The following is a 23,822-nucleotide window of genomic DNA, read 5'->3' on the forward strand; positions in this document are numbered from 1 at the left end:
TCGGCGTGCGCGGGCCCCTCGGGGCTTTGCCCTGCCCCGTCGAGCACCTCCCCCACACACCACGGGGCGGGGTGTTCGGAGGGTGGGACGGGCTACGGGTCGAGGGGCTCCAGTTCCTCGTCCTCGTCGAAGCCGTCGTCGAAGACGGAGCTCACGTCGAAGCGGTGCAGCACGCTCGCCGGGTCCGCGTGGTCGAAGGGGGCGCCGAGCCACTCCCCCGGCTCCGGCAGTTCCTCGCTGGTGGCGATCCACAGGGTGGAGTCGCCCTCCTCCAGGCCGAACTCCTTGTACCGGGTGGCGATCTCGTCCGGCTCGTACTCGCCGAAGAGCACGCCGAGGGCGTTCGCGGTGCCCCCCGTGGCGCCCGGCTCGTCGTGGTCGTGGACGGAGACGCGGTCGGCCTGGGCGATCAGCCGCTGCGGTTCGGCGACCACGTAGTCGCGCCGGATCAGCACGCTGAAGACGCTGGGCTCCGCGGGGCCGGCGTACGGGACCGGATCCTCGGAGGCGGGGATCTCGAAGGGGGTGACCTCGTCGTACCGGTCGTAGAGGAGCTCGTCGTACTCCTCGGCCGCCGCGGCCAGTTCGTTGAAGGCGGCGTAGACGGCCGGATCGTCGTCCCCTGTGCGGCCTTCGACGGCCGCCAGGTGACGGTCCAGCGCGGCTTTGACCGCCTCGGCGGCGGCGCGTACCTCGGCAGCGGTGGGCTGAGCGGCATCAGACATAGTGCAGACGCTATCCGTACCGGGCCGGTGCCCGCACAATAGATACCGATGCCGGAATACGAATTTGTCGACGTGTACGTGCCCCGCGGTGTGACCCGTAAGGAGGCGACCCGTCTGCTGACCGAACATGCCGAGTACGGGAACTGGGAGTTGGACCGGCTGTCGCTGCGACGCGACGGCAGCCGGCGCGTGCGGCTGCGCCGCCGGATCATCCGCCAGATCAGACCCACCTGGTGATCAAGTACCGCCCCGCGATCATGTGTTGACCGACCGGCGGGGGCCCGGCCGCGAGGCGGGCGTCCGTGCGGAGGAAGGACGGCATGCGTACGACCCGGGGGCCGGGAAGGCCCGCCGGGTCGGACGGTTGCGACCGCCGTCAGGGGTCAGCAGTCCTGACGGCCGCCGGGTGCGGGGTGGGGGGCTCGGCGCTCGGTGTCAGGAGCCGGCTGCGGCGCCGCGGGCGCGGCGGTAGAGCACGGTTCCGCCCAGCAGCATCCCGCCCGCCAGCGGGAGGGCCAGACCGAGGCTGCCGGCGCCGGTGTGTGCGAGCTCGGGGCCGCGCTCACCGTGGACGGCGGTGCCGATCGCCCCCGGCGTGGTGCCGGTGCCGGGGTGGCCCGGGGTACTCGGGGACCCGGGGGCACCGGGGACCGCGGGCATGCTCGGGACGGTGCCGATGGGGTGCTCGGGCTTGGGTCCCGGAGTGCCGGGGTGGCCCGGGTGGCCGGGCGTACCGGGGTGACCAGGAGTGCTGGGATTTCCGGGATGACCGGGCTGGCCGGGATTTCCGGGATGACCGGGCTGGCCCGGGTGGCCGGGAGTGCCGGGGTGACCGGGCTGGCCCGGGTGGCCGGGATGTTCCGGAATGCCCGGGTTGTCGCGCCCCGGAACATTGGCGCAATCGTTGCCCAGTGCGGGGTTCAGCAGGCCGACGACGTCGATCGTGTTCCCGCAGGCGTTGACCGGGACGCCGAGGGGCGCCTGGACCAGATTGCCGGAGCCGACGCCCGGCGATCCGTGGGCGCTCCCGTGCGCCTGGGTTCCGGAGCCGCCGTGGCCGCGTCCGTACCCGTCGTCGTGGCCGCCGTAACCGCCGGGGCCGTCGTGGCCGCCGCCGGTGTTGGCGCAGTGGTTCCCCATGGCCGGGTTGAGCAGCCCGATCACGGAGACGGTGTTGCCGCAGGCGTTCACGGGTACGTGGACCGGCGCCTGGATGGTGTTCCCGGACAGTACGCCCGGAGAGTTCGAGGCGCCGCCGTGGGCCCCCGAATCCGCCTGTGCGTAGCCCCCACCCAGGGCGAGTACGCCACCCGCGGCCGCCACGGTGAAGAGGGTCTTCCTGGTGACCTGTCGCAATGTGTTCTCGTTCCCCTGCTGCGTGCGAATGTCGCGGCGCACGTGCTCCCCTGCCCGCGCGCCGGATGGTGCGGCCCGGTGTCCCGGAGCGCGACTCGCGCGCTCCGGGAACCTGGGACACAGACCCTTGGAAGGGTGGTCAGACCCCTGCTGTGAGAGGTGTGACGCCTGGGTCAGTCGTTGACGCAGGTGTTGCCGAAGGCCGGGTTCAGCAGGCCGATCACGTTGACGGTGTTGCCGCAGACGTTGACCGGGACGTGGACCGGGACCTGGACCACGTTGCCGGACAGCACACCGGGCGAACCGACGGCGGCGCCCTCGGCACCGGCGTCGGCGGCAGCCATGCCCGCACCCGCGAGAACCAGGCCAGTGGTGGCAGCCGCGGCGGCGACAACCTTCTTGATCATCATTCCTCCTAGTAGGCAATGCGGTCCCAGCCGCGGACCGCATCACCTGTAACGAGGGGGAACAACCAGGGCTACGAGCTTATGGTCGGATTCACTCTTCCGCGTGGAATGCGAACACCTTGACGATCGATCAGCAGTTGTCGATGAACCGGTCGAGCACGCGCACGCCGAACTTCAGACCGTCGACCGGGACTCGCTCGTCCACGCCGTGGAACATCCCGGCGAAGTCCAGCTCGGGCGGCAGCTGGAGCGGGGCGAAGCCGAAGCAGCGGATCCCGAGGTCGTCGAACGACTTGGCGTCCGTACCGCCCGAGAGCATGTACGGGACCGCCCGCGCGATGGGGTCCTCCGCACGGAGGGCGGTCTGCATGGCGTCGACCAGGCGGCCGTCGAAGTCCGTCTCCAGCGCCTTGTCGCCGTGGACGTCCTCGCGCCGGACGCGCGGCCCGAGGATCCGGTCGAGGTCGGCCAGGAACTCCTCCTCGTAGCCGGGCAGGAAGCGCCCGTCGACGTGCGCGGTGGCCTGGCCGGGGATGACGTTGACCTTGTAGCCGGCGCCGAGCATGGTCGGGGCGGCGGAGTTGCGCAGGGTGGCGCCCACCATCTTGGCGATGCCGCCGAGCTTGGCGAGGGTGCCGTCCATGTCCTCGGGGTCGAGGGGGGTGCCCAGGGCGTCCGAGAGCTCGTCGAGGAAGGACCGCACGGTCTTGGTGACGCGGACCGGCCACTGGTGGCGGCCGAGCCGGCCCACGGCCTCGCAGAGCTCGGTGATGGCGTTGTCGTTGTTGGTCATGGAGCCGTGGCCCGCCGTGCCGTCGACCGTGAGCCGCATCCAGTGCATGCCCTTCTGGGCCGTCTCGACGAGGTAGAGCCGCAGGTTCTCGTTGACGGTGAAGGAGAAACCGCCGACCTCGCCGATGGCCTCGGTGACGCCCTCGAAGAGGTCGGGGTGCTTGTCGACCAGGTGGCGGGCGCCGTACGTGCCGCCGGCCTCCTCGTCGGCGAGGAAGGCGAGCACGATGTCGCGCGGGGGCTTGCGGCCGCTGCGCAGCCGGTCGCGGACCACGGCGAGGGTCATGGCGTCCATGTCCTTCATGTCGACGGCGCCGCGCCCCCAGACGCAGCCGTCGGCGACCTCCCCGGAGAAGGGGTGGTGCGTCCAGTCGTCGGCGTTGGCCGGGACGACGTCGGTGTGGCCGTGGATGAGCAGGGCCGGCTTGGACGGGTCCTCGCCCTCGATGCGGGCGACCGTGGATGCCCGGCCCTTGTGGGACTCGATGATCTGCGGCTCCAGGCCGACCTCGGCGAGCTTCTCCGCCACGTACTCGGCGGCCTTGCGCTCTCCGGGCCCGGAGTGGTCGCCGTAGTTGCTGGTGTCGATCCGGATCAGCTCGCGGCAGAGGTCGACGACCTCGTCCTCGCCGGAGACGGTCCTGCCGTTGCCAGACTGGCTCACGTTGCTTCCCCTCACTGGTCGGTGCCCTGACCCTGCACATCCTCTCCCCCCGGGCCCCGCTCCCCCAAGGCCGCACCGCGCGGTCGGCGCCGGCGCCGGCGGGGGCGGGGGCGGGGGGGCGCGGGGAGGGGGTGCGATCGGAGCACTCCGAATCCCTGGTAATGTTCTCTTCGTCGGAGCGGCCCGGAAGGGACGCGAGACAGACACCTTGTCCGGGTGGCGGAATGGCAGACGCGCTAGCTTGAGGTGCTAGTGCCCTTTATCGGGCGTGGGGGTTCAAGTCCCCCCTCGGACACCAGCGGAAGACCCCAGTTGATCTGGGGTCTTTCTCGTTTTCCGACTCGTCCTGTCCCCCACCGGGACCGGCGGAGGACAGGTACGGAAGGGCCTCGTGCCCGGGACGGGGGTCCCGGGCACGAGGCCCTTTCGGCGTCCGCCCGGCGACCGGGCGGGGGCGGACGGTCAGGTCAGGTGGTCGGGCCGGCCCCGGCCTCGGCGGCGAGGGCGGCGACCCGGCCGCGGACCGCGAACCAGCCGGCGACGAGCGCCGCGGCGATGCCGGGCAGGAACATGACCGTGGTGCGGCCGACGCCGCCGTCGCACCACATGAGGACCAGGACGGTCACGAGGAAGACCAGGGTCACGATCTGGGTGTACGGGGCCCAGGGCAGCTTGTAGCCGGGTCGGGTGACCAGGCCGGCCTCGGAGCGGCGCCAGAACAGCAGCGAGCAGATCATGACCATCGCCCAGGTGCCGAGGATGCCGATGGAGGCGAGGTTGAGCACGATCTCGAACGCGTCGGAGGGCATCCAGTAGTTCAGGCCGACGCCGGCCACGCCGAAGGCCGCGGTGAACAGGACACCGCCGTAGGGGACCTTGCCCTTGTTCATGACGGCCGTGAACTTCGGCGCGGAGCCCGCCATGGCCATCGAGCGCAGGATGCGGCCGGTGGAGTACAGGCCGGAGTTCAGCGAGGAGAGCGCGGCGGTCAGGACGACCAGGTTCATGATGCCGGCGGTGCCGGGGATGCCGAGCTTGTCGAAGACCGTGACGAAGGGGCTCTGGTCGGCGGAGTACGCGGTGTACGGCAGCAGCAGCGCGAGCAGGACGACCGAGCCGACGTAGAAGACGCCGACGCGCCACATGATCGAGTTGATCGCCTTGGGCATGATCTTCTCGGGGTTCTCGGTCTCGCCGGCGGCGACGCCGCACAGTTCGACGGAGGCGTACGCGAAGACGACGCCCTGGACCACGAGCAGCATCGGCAGGACGCCGGACGGGAAGAGGCCGCCGTGGTCGGTGACGGAGGCCAGGCCGGGGGTGTGGCCGCCGATGTCGTGGCTGGTGGCGACGAGGTAGATGCCCACGAGCATGAACGCGACGAGCGCGGCGACCTTGACGATGGAGAACCAGAACTCCATCTCGCCGAAGTAGCGGACGGAGATGAGGTTCGCCGCCAGCACGACGGAGAGGGCGACGAGGGCGAGGATCCACTGCGGGACGTCGCTGAACATGGCCCAGAAGTGGGCGTACGTCGCGGCCGCGGTGATGTCGGCCACCGTGGTGGTGGACCAGTTCAGGAAGTACAGCCAGCCGGCGGTGTAGGCGCCCTTCTCGCCCATGAACTCGCGGGCGTACGAGACGAACGCGCCGGAGGAGGGGCGGTAGAGGACGAGCTCGCCGAGGGCCCGTACGACGAAGAAGGCGAAGACGCCGCAGACCGCGTACGCGATGGCGAGGGAGGGACCGGCTCCGGCGAGGCGGCCGCCCGCTCCGAGGAACAGGCCGGTGCCTATGGCGCCGCCGATCGCGATCATGTTGATGTGCCGGGACTTGAGGTCCTTGCTGTAACCCTCGTCGCCTGCGTCGACGTGCCGGGACGGAGCCGACGCGCCGGCCGACTGGGCCGTGGTCAGGGTGCGGTCACTCATGTATGACTTCGCCTTCGTGGATGGGACAGGCATGTCCGGGTGCACGAAGGCGGACTGGGTGGGCCCCTCGGTGCCGGAGCGCGCCGCGGAACGCGGGCCCTCCGCACGGCAGGGGTTCGCCCCGGCCGTGACCCGGCGCCCGGGCGGCGGCTGCGAGCACGGGCACGAGCACGGTCCTGGGCGGGGTATTTCGGCCCCAAGGAGACCATGGTGCGGTGGATCAGCCAAAACCGGGCGGACCGCTCGCGCGGCCCGCCCGGTGGTGACGGCGGCATGGCCCGAAGGTGAATTCCGGATGTACGGGGGGTGGAGCGGGAGTTCACCGGAGCCGGGTGTGACGTGTCACACGGCCGTGTGGTCCCGGTCGGCGTGCTCCGCCCGGTCGGCCTCGTCCGCTGCCTGGTCGAGGCGGAAGGCCTCGTTGCCCAGGCCGATCCGGGCGTGGGCCTCGGGGCGGCGGGACTTCATGAGGGCGCCGTGCACCAGGCCGACGACCACGGCGGCGCCGATGATGCCCGGCAGCACCCAGGCGAGGGCCGAGCCCTCGGCGGCGCCGACCAGGACGCCGAAGTCCTTGACGGTGTAGCCGGCGATGCCGAGCAGCAGGAGGCCGGAGACGCCGGCGGCGAGCAGCCGCCAGATCTGGGTGCCGGCGGCGCCGCGCCGTACGAAGAAGGCGATGACCGCGGCGGAGGCTGCCGCCATGAGCAGGGTCACGCCGAGGGCGCCGACGCTGCCCATCCACGTGAACAGGTGCATGACGGGGGCGGTGGGGTCGCCTGCGGGCTTGTCGTCCGTGACGGCGAAGGCGGCGACGACCAGGACCGAGACCGCGGTCTGGAGGAGGGAGCCGGTGGCGGGGGCGCCGCTGGTGGGGTTGGTGCGGCCGAAGGCGGCCGGCAGCAGGCCCTCGCGGCCCATGGCGAAGGCGTACCGGGCGACGACGTTGTGGAAGCTGAGCATGGCCGCGAACATGCCGGTGACGAAGAGGACGTGCAGGACGTCGGTGAAGGTGGCGCCGAGGCGGGCCTGGGTGAGCTCGAAGAGGAGTCCGGGGCCCGCCTTGGCGGAGGCGTCGACGACGGAGGCGGGGCCGGTCGCCACCGTCAGGGCCCAGGCGCTGATGCAGAAGAAGAGGGCGACGAAGCCGACGGCGAGGAACATGACGCGGGAGACGACGATGTGCGGCTTGCTGGTCTCCTCCGCGTACACCGGGGACTGCTCGAAGCCGACGAAGGCGGCGATGCAGAAGCACAGGGCGGTGCCCAGGCCGGGGCCGGTGAGGGCGGCGGGGTCGAAGGCGGCGAGGGAGACGCCCTCCTTGCCCGGGTCGGAGAAGGCCGCCACGTCGAAGACGACGACGAGGGCGCACTCGATGAGCAGGAGGACGCCGAGGACCCGGGCGTTCAGGTCGATCTTGAGCCAGCCGAGGAGGCCGGTGAGGCCCACGGCGAGCAGGGCGGGGATCCACCAGGCGAGTTCGGTGTCGAGGTAGGTGGCGAACAGGCCGGACACCTCGAAGCCGAGGATGCCGTACACGCCGACCTGCATGGCGCTGTAGGCGACCAGGGCGACGAGGGAGGCGCCGGCGCCCGCGGTGGGGCCGAGGCCGCGGGCGATGTAGGCGTAGAAGGCGCCGGCGTTGTGGACGTGCCGGCTCATCTCCGCGTAGCCGATGCTGAACAGCGCGAGGACCGCGCCGAGGATGACGAAGAGGAGCGGCTGTCCGACGATGCCCATGACGCCGAAGGTCTGGGGCATGACGCCGGCGACCACCATCAGGGGCGCGCTGGCGGCGAGCACCGAGAGCAGCAGCCCGGCCGTGCCGAGGCGGTCCGCGCGGAGGGCGCGGTCCTGGCCTTTGTACGTGCGTATGTCCGAGGTGCCGGAGAGCGTGCCGGATCTGCCCGTCGCCATGGCGGGTCGTCCTTTCCAGGGGGTAGGGCCGGGGTGGGGAGTCCCGGCGGGTGGAGCTGAGCGGGGGTGGAACGGTCCGGGGTGGAACCGTTCGGTGGAACGGTCCGGGGGTGGAACTGTTCTGATGGAACTGTTCTGGGTGGAACTGGTCCGGTGCGGCGGTTCGTCGGGCGGGTGGGGCGGGGCCGCGGCCTGTCAGGCCGAGCCGAGTGCGGCGCTGCGGGCTGCCATGAACGCCTTGTGCGGGTCGAGGTCGAGGTAGGACCAGGGGGCGCGGGTGGCGTGGCGCCCGATCCGGTGGAAGAGGGCGGCGGCCTCGGCGGGGCGGCCCTCGCAGAGCTTGGCGTGGGCCAGGAAGTTGAGGTCGATGCGGTTGCGCGGGTGGTCCTCGCGCTCCCACTCCAGCCACCAGTCGAAGGCGGAGCGCAGCACCTGGCGGGCGCGCCGGCCGGTCCAGTGCTCGGCGGCGCCGGGGGCGGCCCCGGCGGCGGCGAGGACGCGGTAGCGCTCGGCGTGGGCGATCACCGGCAGGACGGCGAGCGGGGAGTCGGCCGGGGACTCCTCGGCGGCCCAGGCGGCGAAGTCGTACACCTCGTGGAGGGGGTCGGTGCCGGTCTCGGGCGCGCGTTCGGCGAGCTTGGCGACCATCAGGTGGTGGGCGTGGTGGTGGTCCCGGTGGCGGGCGCGCACCTGGTCGAAGGTGCGGGCGAACTCCTCCTCCGGGCCGAGGGCGCTGTGGAGCAGGAGCAGGCCCAGCCAGGGGGTGGGGTCGGTGGGCACCCGGGCGGCCGCGGCGCGGCAGGCCTGTTCGGCCGCGTCGGCGGAGCCCTTGCCGCGCAGGGCCGCGAAGACCTGGGCGCAGGCGAGGAGGGTGGCGGCCTCGGCGCTCCCGGGTTCGGCCAGGAGCCACTCGCGGGACCACGCCACGGCGGTGGGGGTCTCGGCGAGCACGACGACGCGGTGGCCGCGGCGGTCCCAGTCGTCACCGGTGGCGGTGAGCAGGGCGCGGGCCTTCGCCCACCTGCCCTGACCGAACTGGCCGCGCACGTCTATGAGTTCGTCGTCGCACAATGCGGAGTCGAAGAACTGGGTGTCCTTCTTCCGGGAGCGGCCGAGGGGCGGCGGCGGAGGCGGCGACATCCGCGGACTTCCCTCCATGGACACGGTGTACGAGCGAATGATCACGCACAGCAAACCGGTAGGGATTGCTCCGAGTCAAGGTCCGGTCCACTGGCTGGCGTGTTTCAAGTGGTCCGAAATGACGGCTAGTTGGCGTAAAGAAACCGGTTCGCGGCCAAGATCGGCCTGCCTAGGCTGAGGTCATGACGAACCATGAGGACCTTCCGCCCTTCCTGTTGGCCTTCCCCGGGCCGCTGCGCGACCAGTTGGTGGCCGCGGTGCTGAGTGGCGCGAAGACGAGCACCACGGGTCTGGTGGCTGAGTACGAGGCGGTCGGCGAGGCGCTGCCGCTGGTCGGGGAACGGCAGGTGGTGCTCGACTCGGACGAGCTGCCGGTGGCCGTGATCGAGGTGACGGACGTCCGGGTGCTGCGCGCGGGTGACGTGGACGACGCCCACGCGCGGGACGAGGGCGAGGGGTACACCACGGTGGCCGAGTGGCGCCGGGTGCACGAGGGGTTCTGGCACAGCCCGGAGGTGCGGGCCGAGATCGGGGACCCGGACTTCACCGTCGACGACGACACGCTGGTGGTGGCGGAGCGGTTCCGTGTGGTGGAGGTCCTGCCGCGCTGACCTCCTTCGCGGGTCCTCGCGCCCCGCCCGTCACGCGCGGTCGGGTCACCCCACCGCGCGGGCCGCGGCGCGGCCGGCCGTGCGGCCGGAGAAGAGGCAACCGCCGAGGAAGGTGCCCTCCAGCGCGCGGTAGCCGTGCACTCCCCCGCCGCCGAAGCCGGCCGCCTCCCCGGCCGCGTACACGCCGGGCAGCGGCTCGCCGCCCTCGGTGAGCACGCGCGAGGACAGGTCGGTCTCCAGGCCGCCCAGCGACTTGCGGGTCAGGATGTTGAGCCGTACGGCGATCAGCGGGCCGGCGGCGGGGTCGAGGATGCGGTGCGGGGCGGCGGTGCGGATCAGCCGGTCGCCGAGGTACTTGCGGGCCCCGTGGATCGCGGTGACCTGGAGGTCCTTGGTGAAGGGGTTGGCGATCTCCCGGTCCCGGGCCGTGATCTCGCGGCGCAGCTCGGCCTCGTCGATGAGCGGCTCCTTGGTCAGTGCGTTCATGCCCCGGACCAGGGCGGCCAGGTCGCGCTCCACGACGAAGTCGACGCCGTGGTCCATGAAGGCCTTCACGGGCCCGGGTACGGCCTGCCGGGCCCGCTCGATGACGGCGCGGACGGACTTGCCGGTCAGGTCGGGGTTCTGCTCGGAGCCCGAGAGGGCGAACTCCTTGCCGATGATGCGCTGGTCGAGCACGAACCAGGTGTGGTCGTGGCCGGTCTTCATGATGTGCTCGAGCGTGCCGAGGGTGTCGAAGCCGGGGAACAGCGGCACGGGCAGCCGGCGGCCGCGGGCGTCCAGCCAGAGGGAGGACGGGCCGGGCAGGATGCGGATGCCGTGTCCCGGCCAGATCGGGTTCCAGTTCTCGATGCCCTCGGTGTAGTGCCACATGCGGTCCTTGTTGATGTGGCGGGCACCGGCGGCCTCGGCGATGCCCAGCATCAGGCCGTCGACGTGCGCGGGGACACCGGACAGCATCCGCTCGGGCGGGGTGCCGAGGCGGGCCGGCCAGTGGGCGCGGACCAGGTCGTGGTTGCCGCCGATGCCGCCCGAGGTGACGACCACCGCCTGCGCGCGCAGCTCGAAGTGTCCGGCGACCTCGCGGCCGCTGGCCTCGCCGCGCGCCACGGCGGACGGTTCGAGGACCTCGCCGGTGACGGTGTCCACCGCACCGGCGCTGCGGCCGAGGCCGGTGATGCGGTGCCGGAACCGCAGGTCGACCAGGCCGCGGGCGGCCGCGGCGCGCACCCGCCGCTCGAAGGGTTCGACGAGGCCGGGCCCGGTGCCCCAGGTGATGTGGAAGCGGGGTACGGAGTTGCCGTGGCCGGTGGCGTCGTAGCCGCCGCGTTCGGCCCAGCCGACGACGGGGAAGAAGCGCACGCCCTGGGCGTGCAGCCACGACCGCTTCTCGCCGGCGGCGAAGTCGACGTACGCCTCGGCCCAGCGGCGCGGCCAGTGGTCCTCCTCGCGGTCGAAGCCGGCGGTGCCGAACCAGTCCTGGAGGGCGAGGGCGTGGCTGTCCTTGATGCGCATGCGCCGCTGTTCGGGCGAGTCGACGAAGAAGAGGCCGCCGAAGGACCAGTGGGCCTGCCCGCCGAGGGACTGCTCGGGCTCCTGGTCGAGCAGGATGACCCTGCGTCCCGCGTCCGCCAGCTCGGCCGTGGCGGCCAGGCCGGCGAGGCCGGCTCCGATAACGATCACATCCGCGTCGTACGCCATGGCACAGATCTTCAGTACGCGGCGGTAACCCGTCAACACCGGTGCTTGGTCGTCGGCACCGGTGCTTGGATGGACCGCATGAGCGCAGCCGAGGAGATCCTGGACGTCGTCGACACCGAGGACCGGGTGGTCAGGCAGGCCCCGCGGGGCGAGGTGTACGCCCGGGGGCTCCGGCACCGGTGCGTGTTCGTGCAGGTCAGGGACGGGGCCGGGCGGATCTTCGTGCACCGCCGGACGTCGGGGAAGCTGGTCTTCCCCTCCCTGTACGACATGTTCGTCGGCGGGGTGGTGGGCGCCGGCGAGGAGTACGCGGCGGCGGCCCTGCGGGAGGCCGAGGAGGAGCTGGGCGTGGCGGGGCTCGCGCAGCCCGTGCCGCTGTTCAAGTTCCTGTACGAGGACGCGGGGGACGGGTCGGGGGACGGATCCGGGTCCGGACCCGGTGGAGGGTCTGGGGCTGAGTCCGGGTCCGGGTCCGTCGGATCGTGGTGGTCGTACGTGTACGAGGCGCGGTGGGACGGGCCGGTGGAGCCCCAGGCCTCGGAGGTGGCCTGGCACGCCTTCCTCGACGAGGCCGAGGTCGCGGCACGGCTCGGCACGTGGGAGTGGGTGCCGGACGGGCTGGAGGCGTACCGCCGGCTGGCCGCGTTCCGGGGGGATGAGCCGCTGCTCGGGGAGGAGCGGCCGCCTGGTGCGGGCGCGGTGCTCGGGGAGGAGCGGCTCCGCGGGCGGGGCGGGGACGCGCAGTAGATTGCGCAGGTGATCGACTTCCTGAGGAACCTGGCGGGCGACGTACGGCTCTGGTTCGCGCCGCGGCGGCTGCGGGAGGAGGGCGGCACCCCGGACTACCGGTTCTCGCTGGCCAACGAGCGGACCTTCCTGGCGTGGCTGCGGACCGCGCTGGCCCTGGTGGGCGGCGGGTTCGCGGTGTACCAGTTCCTGCCGGACCTGCGCTGGGGGGTGCGGGTGGGGATGGCGGTGGCGCTGCTGGTGGTCGGGGCGGCGTGCGCGATGCGGGCGGTCAACCACTGGATCCGGTGCGAACGCGCGATGCGGCGCGGCGAGGACCTGCCGGTCTCGCACTTCCCCGTGGTGCTGAGCCTCGGGGTCGGCCTGGTGGCCCTGGCCATGGTGGTGGCCGTGCTGTTCGGCTGGACACAGGGGCGGTGAGGGGCGGCGGTGGACGGCAACGGGGCCCGGGGCGGGGGCGATGCGCGCGATCCGGGGCTGCAGCCGGAACGCACGCGCCTGGCGTGGCGGCGCACCACCCTGACGTGCACGGCGGTGGCGGTGCTGGCCGTCAAACAGGCCCTGCACGCCGCCGGTTCGCCGGTGGCGGTCGCGGGCACGGCGTCCATCGCCCTGCTGTGGGTCGGGTTCCTGGCGGTGGCGCACCGGCGGATCCGGGCACTGGCCGCGCCTCGTCCGGTGCTGCTCTCGGCGCGCTCGGCGTTGGCTGCGGCGCTGGTGTGCGCGGCGCTGGCCGGGCTCACGCTGGTCGTGATCCTGGCCAGTGCGGAGCGGTGAGGGCGGGACCGGGTGGGCACGTGGGTGGGCGGCTCGGGCGCAGCGTGAGTGGGCTTGGGTGGGGGGCTCGGTGAGCCGCTCGGGTCGGGGCTGGCAGGATGCTGCCGCCCGCCACCACGACCCGGGGAGCCGTGATGTCCGTATCCGTAGACGAGCCGTACACCGTCGAGTTGGGACCGGGGGTGTACGCGTACGTCCAGCCCGACGGCGGCTGGTGCCTGAGCAACGCCGGCATCGTGACCGGCGGCGGACGCACGCTGCTGGTCGACACCGCGGCCACCGAGCGGCGCGCCCGATGGCTGCGCGAGGCGGTCGCGGCCGTCGGCGCGCCCGCACCGGCCACCATCGTCAACACCCACCACCACGGGGACCACACCTACGGCAACTGCCTCTTCCCCGAGGCGACCGTGGTGGGGCACGACAACAGCCGCGCCGAGCAGCTCGACGCGGGCCACCAGCTGCACCTGATCTGGCCGCAGACGGACTTCGGCGACATACGGATCACCGCGCCGGGCCTCACGTACAGCGACAGCCTCACGCTGCACGTGGGCGACACCGAGGTGAAGGTCTTCCACCCGGGTGTCGCGCACACCACGGGCGACTCGGTGGTGTGGCTGCCGCGCGAGCGCGTCGTGTTCACCGGCGACCTGGTCTTCTCGGGGGGCACCCCGTTCGTGCCGTTCGGGTCGGTCAGCGGGTCGCTGCGCGCGCTGGAGCTGCTCCGCGAGCTGGGCGCGGAGACGGTCGTGCCGGGGCACGGGCCGATCACGGACGGGTCGGCGTACGACGACATGGAGCGCTACCTGCGCTACGTCGGACGGCTCGCGGAGGACGGGCGGGCGAAGGGGCTGACCCCGCTGGAGGCGGCCCGGCAGGCCGACCTGGGCGAGTTCGCGGAGTGGCGGGAGAGCGAGCGGCTGGTGGCGAACCTGCACCGGGCCTACGCCGACCTGGAGGGACTGCCGGGCGGGTCGCCGTTGAACCTGCTGACGCTCGTCGGGGACATGACGGCGATGAACGGCGGAGTGATGGTGGCCTGTCACGCGTAGGACGGCGGTGCGGGGGTGGGGCGGGCTTCGGGGGCCGGTCGGGCCGTCGCGGCCCGCCCTACCCCCTGGACTACATACCGACTGGTCGGCATGATGGGTCGCGTCGCCCGCCCGGGGTGTCCGACCGCGTCCGCACGGAGGTGCGCATCATGTCCTCAGCCGATCCACGGGGCCTCGATCTGGAGCGGCTGCGCGCGCGGCTGGACCAGGAGCGCCCGCCCCTGACGGCCGGCCCGCTCAGCGGCCGGCTGATCGAGGGCGGCCGGTCGAACCTCACCTACGAGGTGACCGACGGCGTCGACCGCTGGGTGGTGCGCCGCCCTCCGCTGGGCCACGTCCTGGCCACGGCCCACGACATGAAGCGCGAGCACCGGGTGATCCAGGCCCTGCAGGGCACGGCCGTACCGGTGCCGTCCCCCTTCCTGCTCTGCGAGGACCAGGAGGTGATCGGGGCGCCGTTCTACGTGATGGAGTACGTCGAGGGCACGCCCTACCGGAGCGCCGCGCAACTGGCCGCGCTGGGCCCCGAGCGGACCCGGACGATGGTGCTGAGGCTCGTGGACACCCTGGCGGACCTGCACCGGGTGGATCCCGAAGTGGTGGGGCTCGCGGGGTTCGGCCACCCGCAGGACTTCCTCGAGAGGCAGCTGCGCCGCTGGGGCAAGCAGTTGACGGCCTCCCGCAGCCGTGAGCTGGCCGGCATCGACGAGCTGCACGAGGCGTTGGGCCGGCGGCGGCCGGACTCACCGGCGCCGACCGTGGTCCACGGGGACTACCGGCTGGACAACGTCCTCTTCGACGACGCGGACCGGATCGCGGCGGTGCTGGACTGGGAGATGTCCACGCTCGGCGACCCGCTCACCGACCTGGGGCTGCTGGTGATGTACAGCACCCGACTGGACCTGCCCGAGTCGCCGGTGAGCACCACCAGCGGGGCACCCGGGCATCCGGACCCGGCGGAGCTGGTGGAGCGGTACGCGGCCCGGTCGGGCCGGGACACCTCGCAGATCGCCTGGTACACGGCGTTCGCGTGGTTCAAGCTCGCCGTGATCCTGGAGGGCATCCACTACCGCTACACCCTCGGCCAGACGGTCGGGGCGGGTTTCGACCGGATCGGCGAGCTGGTGCCCGTGTTCGTGGAGCACGGGCTGACCACCCTTCAGGAAGGCTGAACGGCAATGGACTTCGCATTCGACGCGCGGACCGAGGAGCTGCGGGAGCGGCTGCTGGCCTTCATGGACGGGTACGTGTACCCGGCCGAGGCGGTGGCGGAGGAGCAGCGGGCGAAGCTGGCCTCGCCCTGGGACACCCCGCCGGTGGTGGAGGAGTTGAAGGCCGAGGCCCGGCGGCAGGGGTTGTGGAACCTGTTCCTCCCCGACCCGGAGCACGGCGCCGGGCTGACCAACCTCCAGTACGCCCCGTTGGCCGAGATCACCGGTCGCAGCCCGCAGTTGGCGCCCACGGCGCTGAACTGCGCGGCGCCGGACACGGGGAACATGGAGCTGCTCGCGCAGTTCGGCAGTGCGGAGCAGAAGGAGCGGTGGCTGGAGCCGCTCCTGGCAGGGGAGATCCGCTCGGCCTTCGCGATGACCGAGCCCGAGGTGGCTTCTTCGGATGCGACGAACGTGGAGACCCGCATCGAGCGGGACGGTGACGCGTACGTGGTCACCGGGCGCAAGTGGTACATCTCGGGGGCGATGAACCCGGACTGCCGGATCTTCATCGTGATGGGCAAGACCGACCCTGACGGGCCGGACCAGCGCCGGCAGCAGTCGATGGTGCTGGTGCCGCGCGACGCCCCGGGCGTCGAGGTGCGGCGGGCGATGCGCGTGTACGGGTACGAGGACCACTACCACGGCGGGCACGCCGAGGTGGTGTTCGACCGGGTACGGGTGCCGGCGGACCACCTGGTCGGCGAGGAGGGCGGCGGCTTCGCCATCGCCCAGGCCCGGCTCGGGCCGGGGCGGATCCACCACTGCATGCGGCTGATCGGCATGGCCGAGCGGGCGATCGAGCTGATGTGCCGGCGGGCGGTGGGGCGGACGGCGTTCGGCAAGCCGCTGGCTGCCCAGGGCGTGGTCCAGAACTGGATCGCGGACGCCCGGGTGACCGTGGAGCAGCTGCGGCTGCTGGTGCTCAAGACGGCCTGGCTGATGGACACCGTCGGCAACCGCGGGGCGCACACCGAGATCCAGGCCATCAAGATCGCGACGCCCCGGGCGGTGGTCGGGATCATCGACCGGGCGGTGCAGCTGCACGGCGCGGGCGGAGTGGGGCAGGACTTCCCGCTGGCCGAGCTGTGGGCGGCGGCCCGTACGCTGCAGATCGCCGACGGGCCGGACGAGGTGCACCAGCGCTCGCTGGCCCGCCGGGAGCTCGCCAGGTACCGCTGACCCGTCCCGGGCGCCCGGACCGGCGCGGCCGGACGGGGTTCGTCCACCGCCCCGCCGCCGCGCTCCGGGCGTCCTAACGGACCGGCCAGGTGGCTCCCCGGCGCCTCCGGGCGTTCCCGGAACGGCGCGACGGTGGGGCGTAGCCCGAGCACTGCTAGGGGCGCAGGGCGCGCAGCAGGAGGTCGGCGAGGTGGTCGGCGACCTCCTGGGGGCTCATGGGGCCGTCGGCGCGGTACCAGGTGCCGAGGTGGTGGACGGAGCCGAAGTGGTAGTCGACCACCAGGTCCGCGGGGGTGGCGGTGGCGAAGACGCCGGAGCGCTGGCCCTCCTCGACGAGGGCCCGGAAGCGCTCGTGGTACTGCCGGCGGGCGGCCCTGACCTGCCGGCTCTTCTCGGGGCTGAGCTGGTGCATGGACCGGAAGAAGATCATCGCGTCGTCGAGGTTCTCGATCGTCGTCACCACGACGTCGGCGGCCGCGGCGCGCAGCCGCTCCTCGACGGGCGCATCGGATCCGGCGATCGCGTCGAGCCGCTCCTGCTGGAGCCGGAGCATGCGGGCGTAGACCTCGTGCAGCAGGTCGTCCTTCGAGCCGAAGTAGTGGTAGAGGGCGCCCTTGGTGACGCCCGCCGCCTCGACGATCTCCTGGACGGAGGTGCGGTCGTAGCCCCGGTCGGCGAAGAGCCGGGTGGCGGCGGCCAGCAGCCGCTGCGGGACGGGGGCGTCCTCAGCGTCCGTACCTCTGGCCATGTGCGCCTCCTGAATTTCTGGCATGTACGTGTCCTGGTGCCGCACGAGTGTGCCCGGTCAGCGGTCCACCGGCGAAATCCGGCCAGTCCCCGCGGCGCGGTCGCGCAGCTCGCGTCGGAGAATCTTGCCACTGGTGGTCTTGGGGAGGTCCGGGAGGATCTCGACCTCGCGGGGGTATTTGTACGCCGCCAGCCGGTCGGCGCAGTACGCGGCCAGCTCGGCGGGCTCGGCCCCGGCGCCGGGGCGGAGGCTGACGTACGCCTTGACGCTCTCCCCGCGGTAGGCGTCGGGGACGCCGACGACGGCCGCCTCCCGGACGGCGGGGTGGGCGTAGAGGACGTCCTCCACCTCGCGGGGCCAGACCTTGAACCCGGAGGCGTTGATCATGTCCTTCTTGCGGTCGACGACGTAGAGCCAGCCGTCGGCGTCCATGAACCCGACGTCCCCGGTGCGCAGTTCGCCGCCGGGCAGGGCGGCCGCGGTGGCCCGCGGCCTGCGCCAGTAGCCGGGCACGACCTGGGGGCCGCGGACGAGGATCTCGCCGGGGGTGCCCAGTGGCACGTCGGCGCCGTGGTCGTCGACGATGCGCAGTTCGGTGTCCGCGCCGGGGACGCCGACCGACAGGGTGCCGCTGGCGGGGTCGACGGGCGCGCGGCGGTGCGGGGGCACGGAGGCGCAGTGGGCGGTGGTCTCGGTGAGGCCGTAGCCGTTGCGCAGGTCGAGGCCGAGGTCGGCGCGCAGCCGCTCGACGAGCGCCGGTGGCAGCGGGGCTCCGCCGGAGGAGGCGATGCGGAAGGAGCGGAAGTGCTCGGGGGTGGCGGCGGGGTGGGCGGCCAGGGCCATGAAGGCGGTGGCGGGGCCGACGGTGTAGTGCGGGCGGTGCTCGAGGAAGGCGTCGAGGACGGTGCCCGGGTCGAAGCGGTGGGCCAGGACGAGGGTGCCGGCGTTGCCGAGGCAGGTGGCCAGCTGGCAGACCATGCCGGTGATGTGGAAGAGGGGCGCGAGGGCGAAGTAGACGGAGCCCTCGGGCAGGGGGTGGGCGGTGCGCTGGCGCTCGGCGTTGTAGGCGAGCGCACCGTGCGTGTTCATGGCGCCCTTGGGGGCACCGCTGGTGCCGGAGGTGTAGCTGATGAGCGCGGTGTCTGAGGGTGCGGGCGCCGGTACGGCCGGGGCGGGCAGGCCGCGGTGGGCGGCGGCGAGCAGGTCGTGGGGGGCCTGCGGGGGCCCGGGGGCGTGGTGGGCGTGCGGGGGCCCGGGGGCGTGGCGGGCGTCGCCGGGGGTCAGGTCGCGGTCGTCCGCGGTCAGGACGGTGTGCACGGTCGAGCCGGGGCCGGTGGCGACCGGACGCAGCACCGCCTCCCAGGTGCCGGTCGTGCAGACCACGGCGGACACCTCGGCGTCGCCCAGGACGTGGGTCAGCTCCCCGGCCTTGTACATGGGGTTGAGGGGGACGACGACGGCCCCGGCCTTCCACGCGGCCAGTACGGCCAGCACGAAGTGCGGCGTGTTCTGCATCATGACCGCCACCCGGTCGCCGGGGCGCACCCCACGGGCGGCGAGGTGTCCGGCCACGGAGTCCGTGAGGGCGTCGGTGGCGGCGTAGTCCAGGCGGGTGCCGGCGTACACGAGGGCGGTGCGGTCGGGGGCCGCGCGCACGGAGCCGCGGAAGGCGTGCAGCACGCTCGGCGGCGGGGCGACGGGGGCCCGCTGGGCGTCGCTGAGCAGGTGCAGCCAGGGCTTGTCGCGGTAGGGCGTGGCGGGCCCGTCGCGGTCCGGCGCGGCGCGCCCGTCTTCCGTCATGCACCCTCCCACTTCCGTTGCAGGTGGTTCATGCTGCCAAGCCATCGGTCGGGGTCGGTTGCCCGGGTCCGGTAGTAGTCGGCCACCTCGGGGTGCGGGAGGATCAGGAAGCGGTCCTCGGCCATGCCGGCGAACAGGGCGTCCGCCACGTCCTCCGGCTCGATGGCGGTGGGCGCGAGGACGAGTTCCCCCGCACTCCCGGCGGCGGTCAGCATGTCCGTGCGCACGCCCTGCGGGCAGATCGCGTGCACGTCGACGCCGCGGTGGCGGTAGGTGAGGGAGAGCCACTCGGCGAAGGCGAGCGCGCCGTGCTTGGTGACGCTGTACGGTGCCGCACCGATCATCGTGAGCAGTCCGGCCGCGGAGACGGTGGAGACGAACCGGCCGCGGCCGCGCTCCAGCCAGTGCGGCAGCAGGGTGCGGGCGGCGCGGACGTGGGCCATGACGTTGGTGTCCCAGGCGGCCGCCCAGACGTCTTCGTCGGCGAAGGCGTCCCCGGGCGAGGACAGACCGGCGTTGGCGCAGAAGACGTCGACGGTGCCGCCGAGGACGTCCGGCGCGGCCGCGGCGACGGTCGAGGCGTCCCCCGGCAGCGCGGTGGCGCCGAGCCGGGCGGCGACCTCGGCGGCCCGGGCCTCGTCGATGTCGTTGACCAGCACCCGGGCGCCTTCGGCGGCGAACCGGGCGGCGAGTGCCGCGCCGATGCCCCCGCCCGCTCCGGTGACGACCACTGCCTGCCCCTCGAACGCACCCACGGGATCCTCCGGTCCTCCGGTTGACGGTTCGCGCGGCATACTAACCGGTCGGTATGGGCGCCCGGAAGGGGGTACGGGCGGGTGGCGCCCGGCGCACCGCCGCGACTCCGGTCGAGTTCACCCGTCACGGGTCTGGCCGAGCGGCGGGGGCGGCGGGATGCTGGAGCTCCGGTGCGGGCGGTGGGCGCGGGAGGGGGACGGTCATGCCGGACGTGGGTGTGGGGCCGTACGCGGAGCTGGCGTTCGACGCGGACGGCGATCCGGCCCCGGGCGGCCGGGAGGCGGTGGCCGGCCTCGACGCCACGGACCTCGTGGTCTTCGCGCACGGCTGGAACAACGACCGGTCGACCGCGACCCGCCTCTACGACCGGTTCTTCGCCCCCTTCCCGGGCCTGGTGGCCGGCTCCCCCGCCGTGCGGCTGGGGTACGTGGGCGTGGTGTGGCCCTCGATGCGCTTCTCGGACGAGCCGGTCCCGGACTTCGACGCCCCGGCCGCCGCCCCGGTCCCGGACCCCGGTCCGGCCCTGGACGCCGCGACGCGGGCGGCGCTCGGCCGGCTGTGGCCCGGCCGCGCGCGCGAACTGGACCGCATCGCCGAACTCCTCGCCGCGCAACCGGAGTCCGAGGCCGCGTTCGCCGAATTCGGTGCCCTGGTGCGGGCCTTGACGGGTACGGACGCCACGCCCGCCCCCACGCCCACACCTGCGGCTGCGGCTGCGGCTGCGGCTGCGGCTGCGACTGCGGCTGACGGCACGGTGGCCCGGGAGGACCGGGCGGACCGGGCGGACCGGGCGGACCGGGCGGCCGGGGACGAGGACGCCGCCCCGGTTCCCGAGCTGTTCGCCGGCGACACCCTCACCGCCTGCCGGGAACTGCTGGCCGGGCTCGTCGAGACCGGGGCCGAGCCGGCCCCCCACCCGGGCTTCTCGCCCGTCGGTGCACTGAAGAAGGCCTGGAAGGGCGGCAAGGAGCTGCTGCGCCAGGCCACCTACTACGAGATGAAGAAGCGGGCGGGCGCGGTCGGCGAGCGCGGCCTGGGCCCGGTGCTGGCCGGGCTGGCCCGGACCCGCCCGGCCGTCCGGGTCCACCTGGTCGGGCACAGCTTCGGAGCGCGCCTGGTGTCGTACGCGCTGCGCGGCGTGCCGGCCGGCGGGCGCCCGGTGAAGTCCCTGACGCTCCTCCAGGGTGCCTTCTCGCACTACGCGTTCGCCGACGCCCTGCCGCACGACCGGGCGCGCGGCGGGGCGCTGCGCGGACTCCAGGCGCGGGTGGACGGACCGGTGGTGTCCTGCCATTCGCACTTCGACGGCGCCCTGCGCGTGTTCTACCCGCTGGCCTCCCGGACGGCAGGGGATTCGGCCTCCTTCGCCGGGTTCGACGCGCGCTGGGGGGCCATGGGGTACGACGGCGTCCAGGGCGTGCCCGGCGCCCCGCGGCTGACCCTGGCAGCGGCCCTGCGCGACGGCCTGCCCAGGAGCGGATGCGTCAGCGTGGACGCGGCCGAGGTCGTCCGGAGCGGCGGGGCGCCTTCGGGGGCGCACAGCGACATCTGCCATGCGGAGCTCGCCCGGATCGTGGTCGCGGCGGGCCGGATCGGCGGCTGAGATCCCGCCACGTGCCACCGGGGGCAACCGTGCGCTCCGCATGCCCCCGGCCGCAGCCGGGCATGTTGCGCCTGGGCCGTCTCTTCGTCGATCGGGCCGGTCCGGCCCGATCGGCACGACGCCCCCAGCGCCGGTGATGGCTGCCATCGCCTCTCGGATGGAGCCGGAGCGGCTTCCGGACCGTCTCTCCGTCGGCGCCCACGTTCGAGCGATGGAAGTGAGGGTGCGATGGCGGGTTTCCGGAGTCTGGCGGGGCAGGTGCGCGACGCGTCCAACGACCGGGCACTGCGGCGGCATTCACTGCGGCGCTGCCTCGAGCGGTTCGCCCCGTACGGGCACCGGGCGACGTGGTACCACCTGTGCGACCGGCACGGGATAGGACCCGAGGACCGGGGTTGCGATCCGCTGCGGCTGGTGGCCGCACTGGAGGAGCTGGAGGACGCGCGCGGGGTCTGGCTGACGTACGAGCGGCAGTTCGCGGAGCGGCGCAGACGCGAGAAGCACGACGGGGTGCGCACCCCCGGCTGGGCCTGGAGCGGCGAGGCGGTGGTGCGCTGCGCCGATCCGGGGGTACGGCCCGAGGGCGCGCTGGGTGAGGTGATGCGCCGGCTGGTGCGGGCACTGGAGGACGAACGGCCGGGGTCGGCCTGCCCGGTGTGCGGGGAGGCCGAGTTCCTGTGGCTGCCCGGGACCGCGCGGGAGCCGTGGTACGGGCCGGTGTGCAAGGGCTGCGGGATCGTGGTGCCGCGGCCGGCGCTGACGGTGACGGTGGCGGCCTGAGGGCCGGACGACGGGACGGGGCTGTGCGGCCGGCCCGGCGGGGGGCATGCTGGGGTGATGGTGATCCAGGCGGCCCTCAACGGGGCCCGGAGCGCTGCCGACGGCACGGCGGTGCCGCTCTCACCCGCCGGCCTGGCCGCATCGGCCGCCGCCGCGGCGGCGGCCGGGGCCCACGAGGTGCAGGTGCGCCCCAAGACCCCGTGCGGCCGGGACAGCCTCTCGCCCCGGGTGCTGGGGCCGCTGCTCGCGGAGCTGCGGTCCGGGACCTCTCTGCCGGTCGGCGTGGACGCGTACACCGGCGGCGACCGGGTGGCCGAGTGGACGGTGCTGCCCGAGCGGGCCGCGGTGGACTGGGCCCTGCCGGACGCGGAGGAGCTGGCCCGGCTGCTGCTGGGACGCGGAGTGGCCGTGGAGGCGGTGGTGCGCTCCGGGACCGGGGCGGCGGCCCGCTTCCTCGGCTCACCGCTGCGCGGGCGGGTGCTGCGGATCGTCGCCGAGGTGGCCGAGCCGGACCCGGCGCGGGCGCCGGGGGCCGCCCGGGACCTGCTGGCCGCCCTCGGCTCCAGGGGAGGCCGTCCCGTCCTCGTGCACGGTAGCGGCCGGGCCGCCTGGCCGGTGCTGCGGACGGCGGCCCGTCTGGGGCTGGACGTACGGACCGGGCTGGCCGACACCCTTGAACTGCCGTCCGGGGCTCGTGCGGCCTCGAACGCCGAGCTGGTCGCGGCGGCCGTCACCGTGGTGCACGCGGAGCGGCCGGCCCCGGGACGCTGAGCGGGGCCGGCACCGGAGGTCGCCCCCGCGGCCGGGCGCCGACGGTCCGCGAGGCCCCGGGCGCACCCCGGCGCCGGCACTCCCGCGAAGAGGTGCCCCCGGTCTGGTCAGAGCCGCGAGCCCGAGATGTGGTCCCCGTACGTGTCGTCCGGGTTGGACAGGGCGCAGGCCTTGAGCGACAGGCAGCCGCAGCCGATGCAGTGGTCGAGGTTGTCGCGGAGCCGGACGAGCTGGTCGATGCGCTGGTCGAGCGCCTCGCGCCAGTTCTCGGAGAGCCGCGCCCAGTCCTCGCGGGTGGGGGTGCGCCCCTCGGGGAGCCGGGCGAGGGCCTCGCCGATGGTGACGAGCGGCAGGCCGACGCGCTGGGCGGCCCGCACGAAGGCGACCCGGCGCAGCGTGTCGCGGCTGTAGCGGCGCTGGTTGCCACTCGTACGGCGGCTGCTGATCAGGCCCTTGGACTCGTAGAAGTGCAGTGCGGAGACGGCGGCGCCGCTGCGCGCGGACAGCTGGCCGACCGTGAGCTCGTGGATCTTCTCTGGAATCTGCGGCACTCCGCCGAGCCTACTGGGCGGCCGGGACGGGCCGCGCCGGGAGTCCGTTGACAGACCCCGCGTGCGCCCCCATGCTGAGCAAGCGCTTGATCAAGGCGCGACACGAGTGGATTCCACAGGAGGCGTGGGCATGGCCGAGCCGAGGATCTTCACTTCCGCCGAGGAACTGCGCGCCGGGGTCGGCGCCCGACTCGGCCCCAGCGGCTGGCTGGAGGTGGACCAGAAGCGGATCGACCTGTTCGCCGACGCGACCGGTGACCACCAGTGGATCCACGTCGACCCCGAGCGGGCGGCCACCGGCCCCTTCGGCTCGACGATCGCGCACGGCTACCTGACGCTCTCCCTGCTGCCCAGCCTGGTCCCGCAGGTGATGCGGGTGGAGAACATGCGGATGGGCATCAACTACGGCACGAACAAGGTGCGTTTCCCGGCCCCGGTACCGGTCGGCTCGCGGCTGCGCGCCACCGCCGTGATCACCGAGGTGACCGAGGTGGGCGGCGGGGTGCAGGTGGCCGCGACCGTGACGGTGGAGCGGGAGGGCGGCGAGAAGCCGGTCTGCGTGGCCGAGTCGGTCTCGCGCTACTTCTTCTGAGCCCCTGCCTC

The 23,822-nt window shown here is 73.5% G+C and carries 24 protein-coding genes and 1 tRNA gene; 13 read left to right on the forward strand and 12 right to left on the reverse strand.

Annotated features, from left to right (window positions below; genetic code table 11):
- Nucleotides 1–92 precede the first annotated feature (92 nt).
- Nucleotides 93–725, reverse strand: coding sequence for a hypothetical protein (locus tag IF43_RS0102005; protein ID WP_030193053.1), 633 nt, complete (start codon nucleotides 723–725; stop codon nucleotides 93–95).
- Between the two features lie 48 nt (nucleotides 726–773).
- Between IF43_RS0102005 and IF43_RS0102010 the strand changes: the two genes are divergently transcribed.
- Nucleotides 774–962 (forward strand): DUF5703 family protein, encoded by a 189-nt coding sequence (locus tag IF43_RS0102010; protein ID WP_030193055.1) that lies wholly within the window; start codon nucleotides 774–776, stop codon nucleotides 960–962.
- A 198-nt stretch (nucleotides 963–1,160) separates the two neighbouring features.
- On the opposite strand, the gene IF43_RS43655 is transcribed toward IF43_RS0102010, so the two are convergent.
- The 3 genes from IF43_RS43655 to IF43_RS0102025 all read right to left on the reverse strand — a co-directional run bounded on the left by IF43_RS43655 (nucleotide 1,161) and on the right by IF43_RS0102025 (nucleotide 3,944).
- Nucleotides 1,161–2,081, reverse strand: a complete 921-nt coding sequence (locus IF43_RS43655) for a chaplin (RefSeq protein WP_037887162.1) — start codon at nucleotides 2,079–2,081, stop codon at nucleotides 1,161–1,163.
- A gap of 173 nt (nucleotides 2,082–2,254) precedes the next feature.
- Nucleotides 2,255–2,488, reverse strand: coding sequence for a chaplin ChpH (chpH, locus tag IF43_RS0102020; RefSeq protein WP_030193059.1), 234 nt, complete (start codon nucleotides 2,486–2,488; stop codon nucleotides 2,255–2,257).
- Nucleotides 2,489–2,618: 130 nt separating this feature from the next.
- Complete coding sequence (locus IF43_RS0102025; protein ID WP_030193061.1) at nucleotides 2,619–3,944, reverse strand: M20/M25/M40 family metallo-hydrolase; 1,326 nt, start codon at nucleotides 3,942–3,944, stop codon at nucleotides 2,619–2,621.
- A 210-nt stretch (nucleotides 3,945–4,154) separates the two neighbouring features.
- On the opposite strand from IF43_RS0102025, the gene IF43_RS0102030 reads away from it, so the two are divergent.
- Nucleotides 4,155–4,242, forward strand: a tRNA-Leu gene (locus IF43_RS0102030).
- Nucleotides 4,243–4,411: 169 nt separating this feature from the next.
- Here IF43_RS0102030 and IF43_RS0102035 read toward each other — a convergent pair.
- The 3 genes from IF43_RS0102035 to IF43_RS0102045 form a co-directional block, all read right to left on the reverse strand.
- Nucleotides 4,412–5,875, reverse strand: coding sequence for an amino acid permease (locus tag IF43_RS0102035; protein WP_030193063.1), 1,464 nt, complete (start codon nucleotides 5,873–5,875; stop codon nucleotides 4,412–4,414).
- A 342-nt stretch (nucleotides 5,876–6,217) separates the two neighbouring features.
- Nucleotides 6,218–7,792 (reverse strand): APC family permease, encoded by a 1,575-nt coding sequence (locus IF43_RS0102040; RefSeq protein ID WP_030193064.1) that lies wholly within the window; start codon nucleotides 7,790–7,792, stop codon nucleotides 6,218–6,220.
- A gap of 195 nt (nucleotides 7,793–7,987) precedes the next feature.
- Nucleotides 7,988–8,950 carry a hypothetical protein gene (locus tag IF43_RS0102045; RefSeq protein WP_234331915.1) on the reverse strand — a complete coding sequence of 321 codons (963 nt, stop codon included), beginning with the start codon at nucleotides 8,948–8,950 and terminating at the stop codon, nucleotides 7,988–7,990.
- 164 nt (nucleotides 8,951–9,114) lie between these two features.
- Between IF43_RS0102045 and IF43_RS0102050 the strand changes: the two genes are divergently transcribed.
- The gene (locus IF43_RS0102050) at nucleotides 9,115–9,543 is read left to right on the forward strand and encodes an ASCH domain-containing protein (protein WP_030193069.1); all 429 of its coding nucleotides are present in this window, start codon (nucleotides 9,115–9,117) and stop codon (nucleotides 9,541–9,543) included.
- A 45-nt stretch (nucleotides 9,544–9,588) separates the two neighbouring features.
- Here IF43_RS0102050 and IF43_RS0102055 read toward each other — a convergent pair whose 3' ends face one another.
- Nucleotides 9,589–11,244: an FAD-binding dehydrogenase gene (locus IF43_RS0102055; protein WP_030193071.1), complete on the reverse strand. Its 1,656-nt coding sequence runs from the start codon at nucleotides 11,242–11,244 to the stop codon at nucleotides 9,589–9,591.
- A 78-nt stretch (nucleotides 11,245–11,322) separates the two neighbouring features.
- On the opposite strand from IF43_RS0102055, the gene IF43_RS38845 reads away from it, so the two are divergent.
- The 6 genes from IF43_RS38845 (at nucleotide 11,323) to IF43_RS0102085 (ending at nucleotide 16,210) form a co-directional block, all read left to right on the forward strand.
- A complete protein-coding gene (locus IF43_RS38845; protein WP_078909853.1) occupies nucleotides 11,323–11,991 on the forward strand; it encodes an NUDIX domain-containing protein in 669 nt (222 codons plus the stop codon).
- A 9-nt stretch (nucleotides 11,992–12,000) separates the two neighbouring features.
- Complete coding sequence (locus IF43_RS0102065; RefSeq protein ID WP_030193075.1) at nucleotides 12,001–12,411, forward strand: YidH family protein; 411 nt, start codon at nucleotides 12,001–12,003, stop codon at nucleotides 12,409–12,411.
- A 9-nt stretch (nucleotides 12,412–12,420) separates the two neighbouring features.
- Nucleotides 12,421–12,768 carry a DUF202 domain-containing protein gene (locus IF43_RS0102070; protein WP_051794529.1) on the forward strand — a complete coding sequence of 116 codons (348 nt, stop codon included), beginning with the start codon at nucleotides 12,421–12,423 and terminating at the stop codon, nucleotides 12,766–12,768.
- A 134-nt stretch (nucleotides 12,769–12,902) separates the two neighbouring features.
- Nucleotides 12,903–13,817, forward strand: coding sequence for an MBL fold metallo-hydrolase (locus tag IF43_RS0102075; RefSeq protein WP_030193080.1), 915 nt, complete (start codon nucleotides 12,903–12,905; stop codon nucleotides 13,815–13,817).
- A 149-nt stretch (nucleotides 13,818–13,966) separates the two neighbouring features.
- The gene (locus IF43_RS0102080) at nucleotides 13,967–14,989 is read left to right on the forward strand and encodes a phosphotransferase family protein (RefSeq protein ID WP_030193082.1); all 1,023 of its coding nucleotides are present in this window, start codon (nucleotides 13,967–13,969) and stop codon (nucleotides 14,987–14,989) included.
- A 6-nt stretch (nucleotides 14,990–14,995) separates the two neighbouring features.
- Entirely contained in the window at nucleotides 14,996–16,210 is a 1,215-nt protein-coding gene (locus tag IF43_RS0102085; protein ID WP_030193084.1) for an acyl-CoA dehydrogenase family protein, read from the forward strand.
- Nucleotides 16,211–16,364: 154 nt separating this feature from the next.
- On the opposite strand, the gene IF43_RS0102090 is transcribed toward IF43_RS0102085, so the two are convergent.
- From IF43_RS0102090 to IF43_RS0102100, 3 genes are read right to left on the reverse strand one after another with little or no spacing between them, the layout of a single operon-like run.
- A complete protein-coding gene (locus IF43_RS0102090; protein WP_030193086.1) occupies nucleotides 16,365–16,958 on the reverse strand; it encodes a TetR/AcrR family transcriptional regulator in 594 nt (197 codons plus the stop codon).
- A gap of 57 nt (nucleotides 16,959–17,015) precedes the next feature.
- Entirely contained in the window at nucleotides 17,016–18,758 is a 1,743-nt protein-coding gene (locus IF43_RS0102095) for a class I adenylate-forming enzyme family protein (RefSeq protein ID WP_051794531.1), read from the reverse strand.
- The gene (locus IF43_RS0102100) at nucleotides 18,755–19,552 is read right to left on the reverse strand and encodes an SDR family oxidoreductase (RefSeq protein WP_051794533.1); all 798 of its coding nucleotides are present in this window, start codon (nucleotides 19,550–19,552) and stop codon (nucleotides 18,755–18,757) included. The genes IF43_RS0102095 and IF43_RS0102100 overlap by 4 nt, the downstream gene beginning before the upstream one ends.
- Nucleotides 19,553–19,716: 164 nt before the next feature.
- Between IF43_RS0102100 and IF43_RS0102105 the strand changes: the two genes are divergently transcribed.
- The 3 genes from IF43_RS0102105 to IF43_RS0102115 all read left to right on the forward strand — a co-directional run bounded on the left by IF43_RS0102105 (nucleotide 19,717) and on the right by IF43_RS0102115 (nucleotide 22,668).
- On the forward strand, nucleotides 19,717–21,117 hold the full coding sequence (locus IF43_RS0102105; protein WP_030193093.1) for a hypothetical protein: 1,401 nt from the start codon (nucleotides 19,717–19,719) through the stop codon (nucleotides 21,115–21,117).
- A gap of 228 nt (nucleotides 21,118–21,345) precedes the next feature.
- Complete coding sequence (locus IF43_RS0102110) at nucleotides 21,346–21,897, forward strand: hypothetical protein (RefSeq protein ID WP_037887165.1); 552 nt, start codon at nucleotides 21,346–21,348, stop codon at nucleotides 21,895–21,897.
- A 60-nt stretch (nucleotides 21,898–21,957) separates the two neighbouring features.
- A complete protein-coding gene (locus tag IF43_RS0102115) occupies nucleotides 21,958–22,668 on the forward strand; it encodes a 3-keto-5-aminohexanoate cleavage protein (protein ID WP_051794548.1) in 711 nt (236 codons plus the stop codon).
- Between the two features lie 107 nt (nucleotides 22,669–22,775).
- Here the strand turns inward: IF43_RS0102115 and soxR are convergent, their stop codons facing one another.
- Nucleotides 22,776–23,219, reverse strand: coding sequence for a redox-sensitive transcriptional activator SoxR (gene soxR / locus IF43_RS0102120; protein WP_030193097.1), 444 nt, complete (start codon nucleotides 23,217–23,219; stop codon nucleotides 22,776–22,778).
- Between the two features lie 130 nt (nucleotides 23,220–23,349).
- On the opposite strand from soxR, the gene IF43_RS0102125 reads away from it, so the two are divergent.
- Entirely contained in the window at nucleotides 23,350–23,811 is a 462-nt protein-coding gene (locus tag IF43_RS0102125; protein WP_030193099.1) for a MaoC family dehydratase, read from the forward strand.
- Nucleotides 23,812–23,822: the final 11 nt, after the last annotated feature.

This window comes from Streptomyces sp. NRRL S-87, assembly GCF_000719335.1.
Classification (GTDB): Bacteria; Actinomycetota; Actinomycetes; order Streptomycetales; family Streptomycetaceae; genus Streptomyces.

Bases quoted from the DNA above. Each gene is read 5' to 3' on its own strand.
- IF43_RS0102080 (WP_030193082.1), top strand. From the start codon at position 13,967: ATGTCCTCAGCCGATCCACGGGGCCTCGATCTGGAGCGGCTGCGCGCG.
- IF43_RS0102105 (WP_030193093.1), top strand. From the start codon at position 19,717: ATGCCGGACGTGGGTGTGGGGCCGTACGCGGAGCTGGCGTTCGACGCG.
- IF43_RS0102035 (WP_030193063.1), bottom strand. From the start codon at position 5,875: ATGAGTGACCGCACCCTGACCACGGCCCAGTCGGCCGGCGCGTCGGCT.
- IF43_RS0102055 (WP_030193071.1), bottom strand. From the start codon at position 11,244: ATGGCGTACGACGCGGATGTGATCGTTATCGGAGCCGGCCTCGCCGGC.
- IF43_RS0102110 (WP_037887165.1), top strand. From the start codon at position 21,346: ATGGCGGGTTTCCGGAGTCTGGCGGGGCAGGTGCGCGACGCGTCCAAC.
- chpH (WP_030193059.1), bottom strand. From the start codon at position 2,488: ATGATCAAGAAGGTTGTCGCCGCCGCGGCTGCCACCACTGGCCTGGTT.
- IF43_RS0102085 (WP_030193084.1), top strand. From the start codon at position 14,996: ATGGACTTCGCATTCGACGCGCGGACCGAGGAGCTGCGGGAGCGGCTG.
- IF43_RS0102045 (WP_234331915.1), bottom strand. From the start codon at position 8,950: ATGGAGGGAAGTCCGCGGATGTCGCCGCCTCCGCCGCCGCCCCTCGGC.
- IF43_RS0102125 (WP_030193099.1), top strand. From the start codon at position 23,350: ATGGCCGAGCCGAGGATCTTCACTTCCGCCGAGGAACTGCGCGCCGGG.
- IF43_RS0102100 (WP_051794533.1), bottom strand. From the start codon at position 19,552: ATGCCGCGCGAACCGTCAACCGGAGGACCGGAGGATCCCGTGGGTGCG.
- IF43_RS0102040 (WP_030193064.1), bottom strand. From the start codon at position 7,792: ATGGCGACGGGCAGATCCGGCACGCTCTCCGGCACCTCGGACATACGC.
- IF43_RS38845 (WP_078909853.1), top strand. From the start codon at position 11,323: ATGAGCGCAGCCGAGGAGATCCTGGACGTCGTCGACACCGAGGACCGG.
- IF43_RS0102095 (WP_051794531.1), bottom strand. From the start codon at position 18,758: ATGACGGAAGACGGGCGCGCCGCGCCGGACCGCGACGGGCCCGCCACG.
- IF43_RS0102090 (WP_030193086.1), bottom strand. From the start codon at position 16,958: ATGGCCAGAGGTACGGACGCTGAGGACGCCCCCGTCCCGCAGCGGCTG.
- IF43_RS0102005 (WP_030193053.1), bottom strand. From the start codon at position 725: ATGTCTGATGCCGCTCAGCCCACCGCTGCCGAGGTACGCGCCGCCGCC.
- IF43_RS0102075 (WP_030193080.1), top strand. From the start codon at position 12,903: ATGTCCGTATCCGTAGACGAGCCGTACACCGTCGAGTTGGGACCGGGG.
- IF43_RS0102050 (WP_030193069.1), top strand. From the start codon at position 9,115: ATGACGAACCATGAGGACCTTCCGCCCTTCCTGTTGGCCTTCCCCGGG.
- IF43_RS0102010 (WP_030193055.1), top strand. From the start codon at position 774: ATGCCGGAATACGAATTTGTCGACGTGTACGTGCCCCGCGGTGTGACC.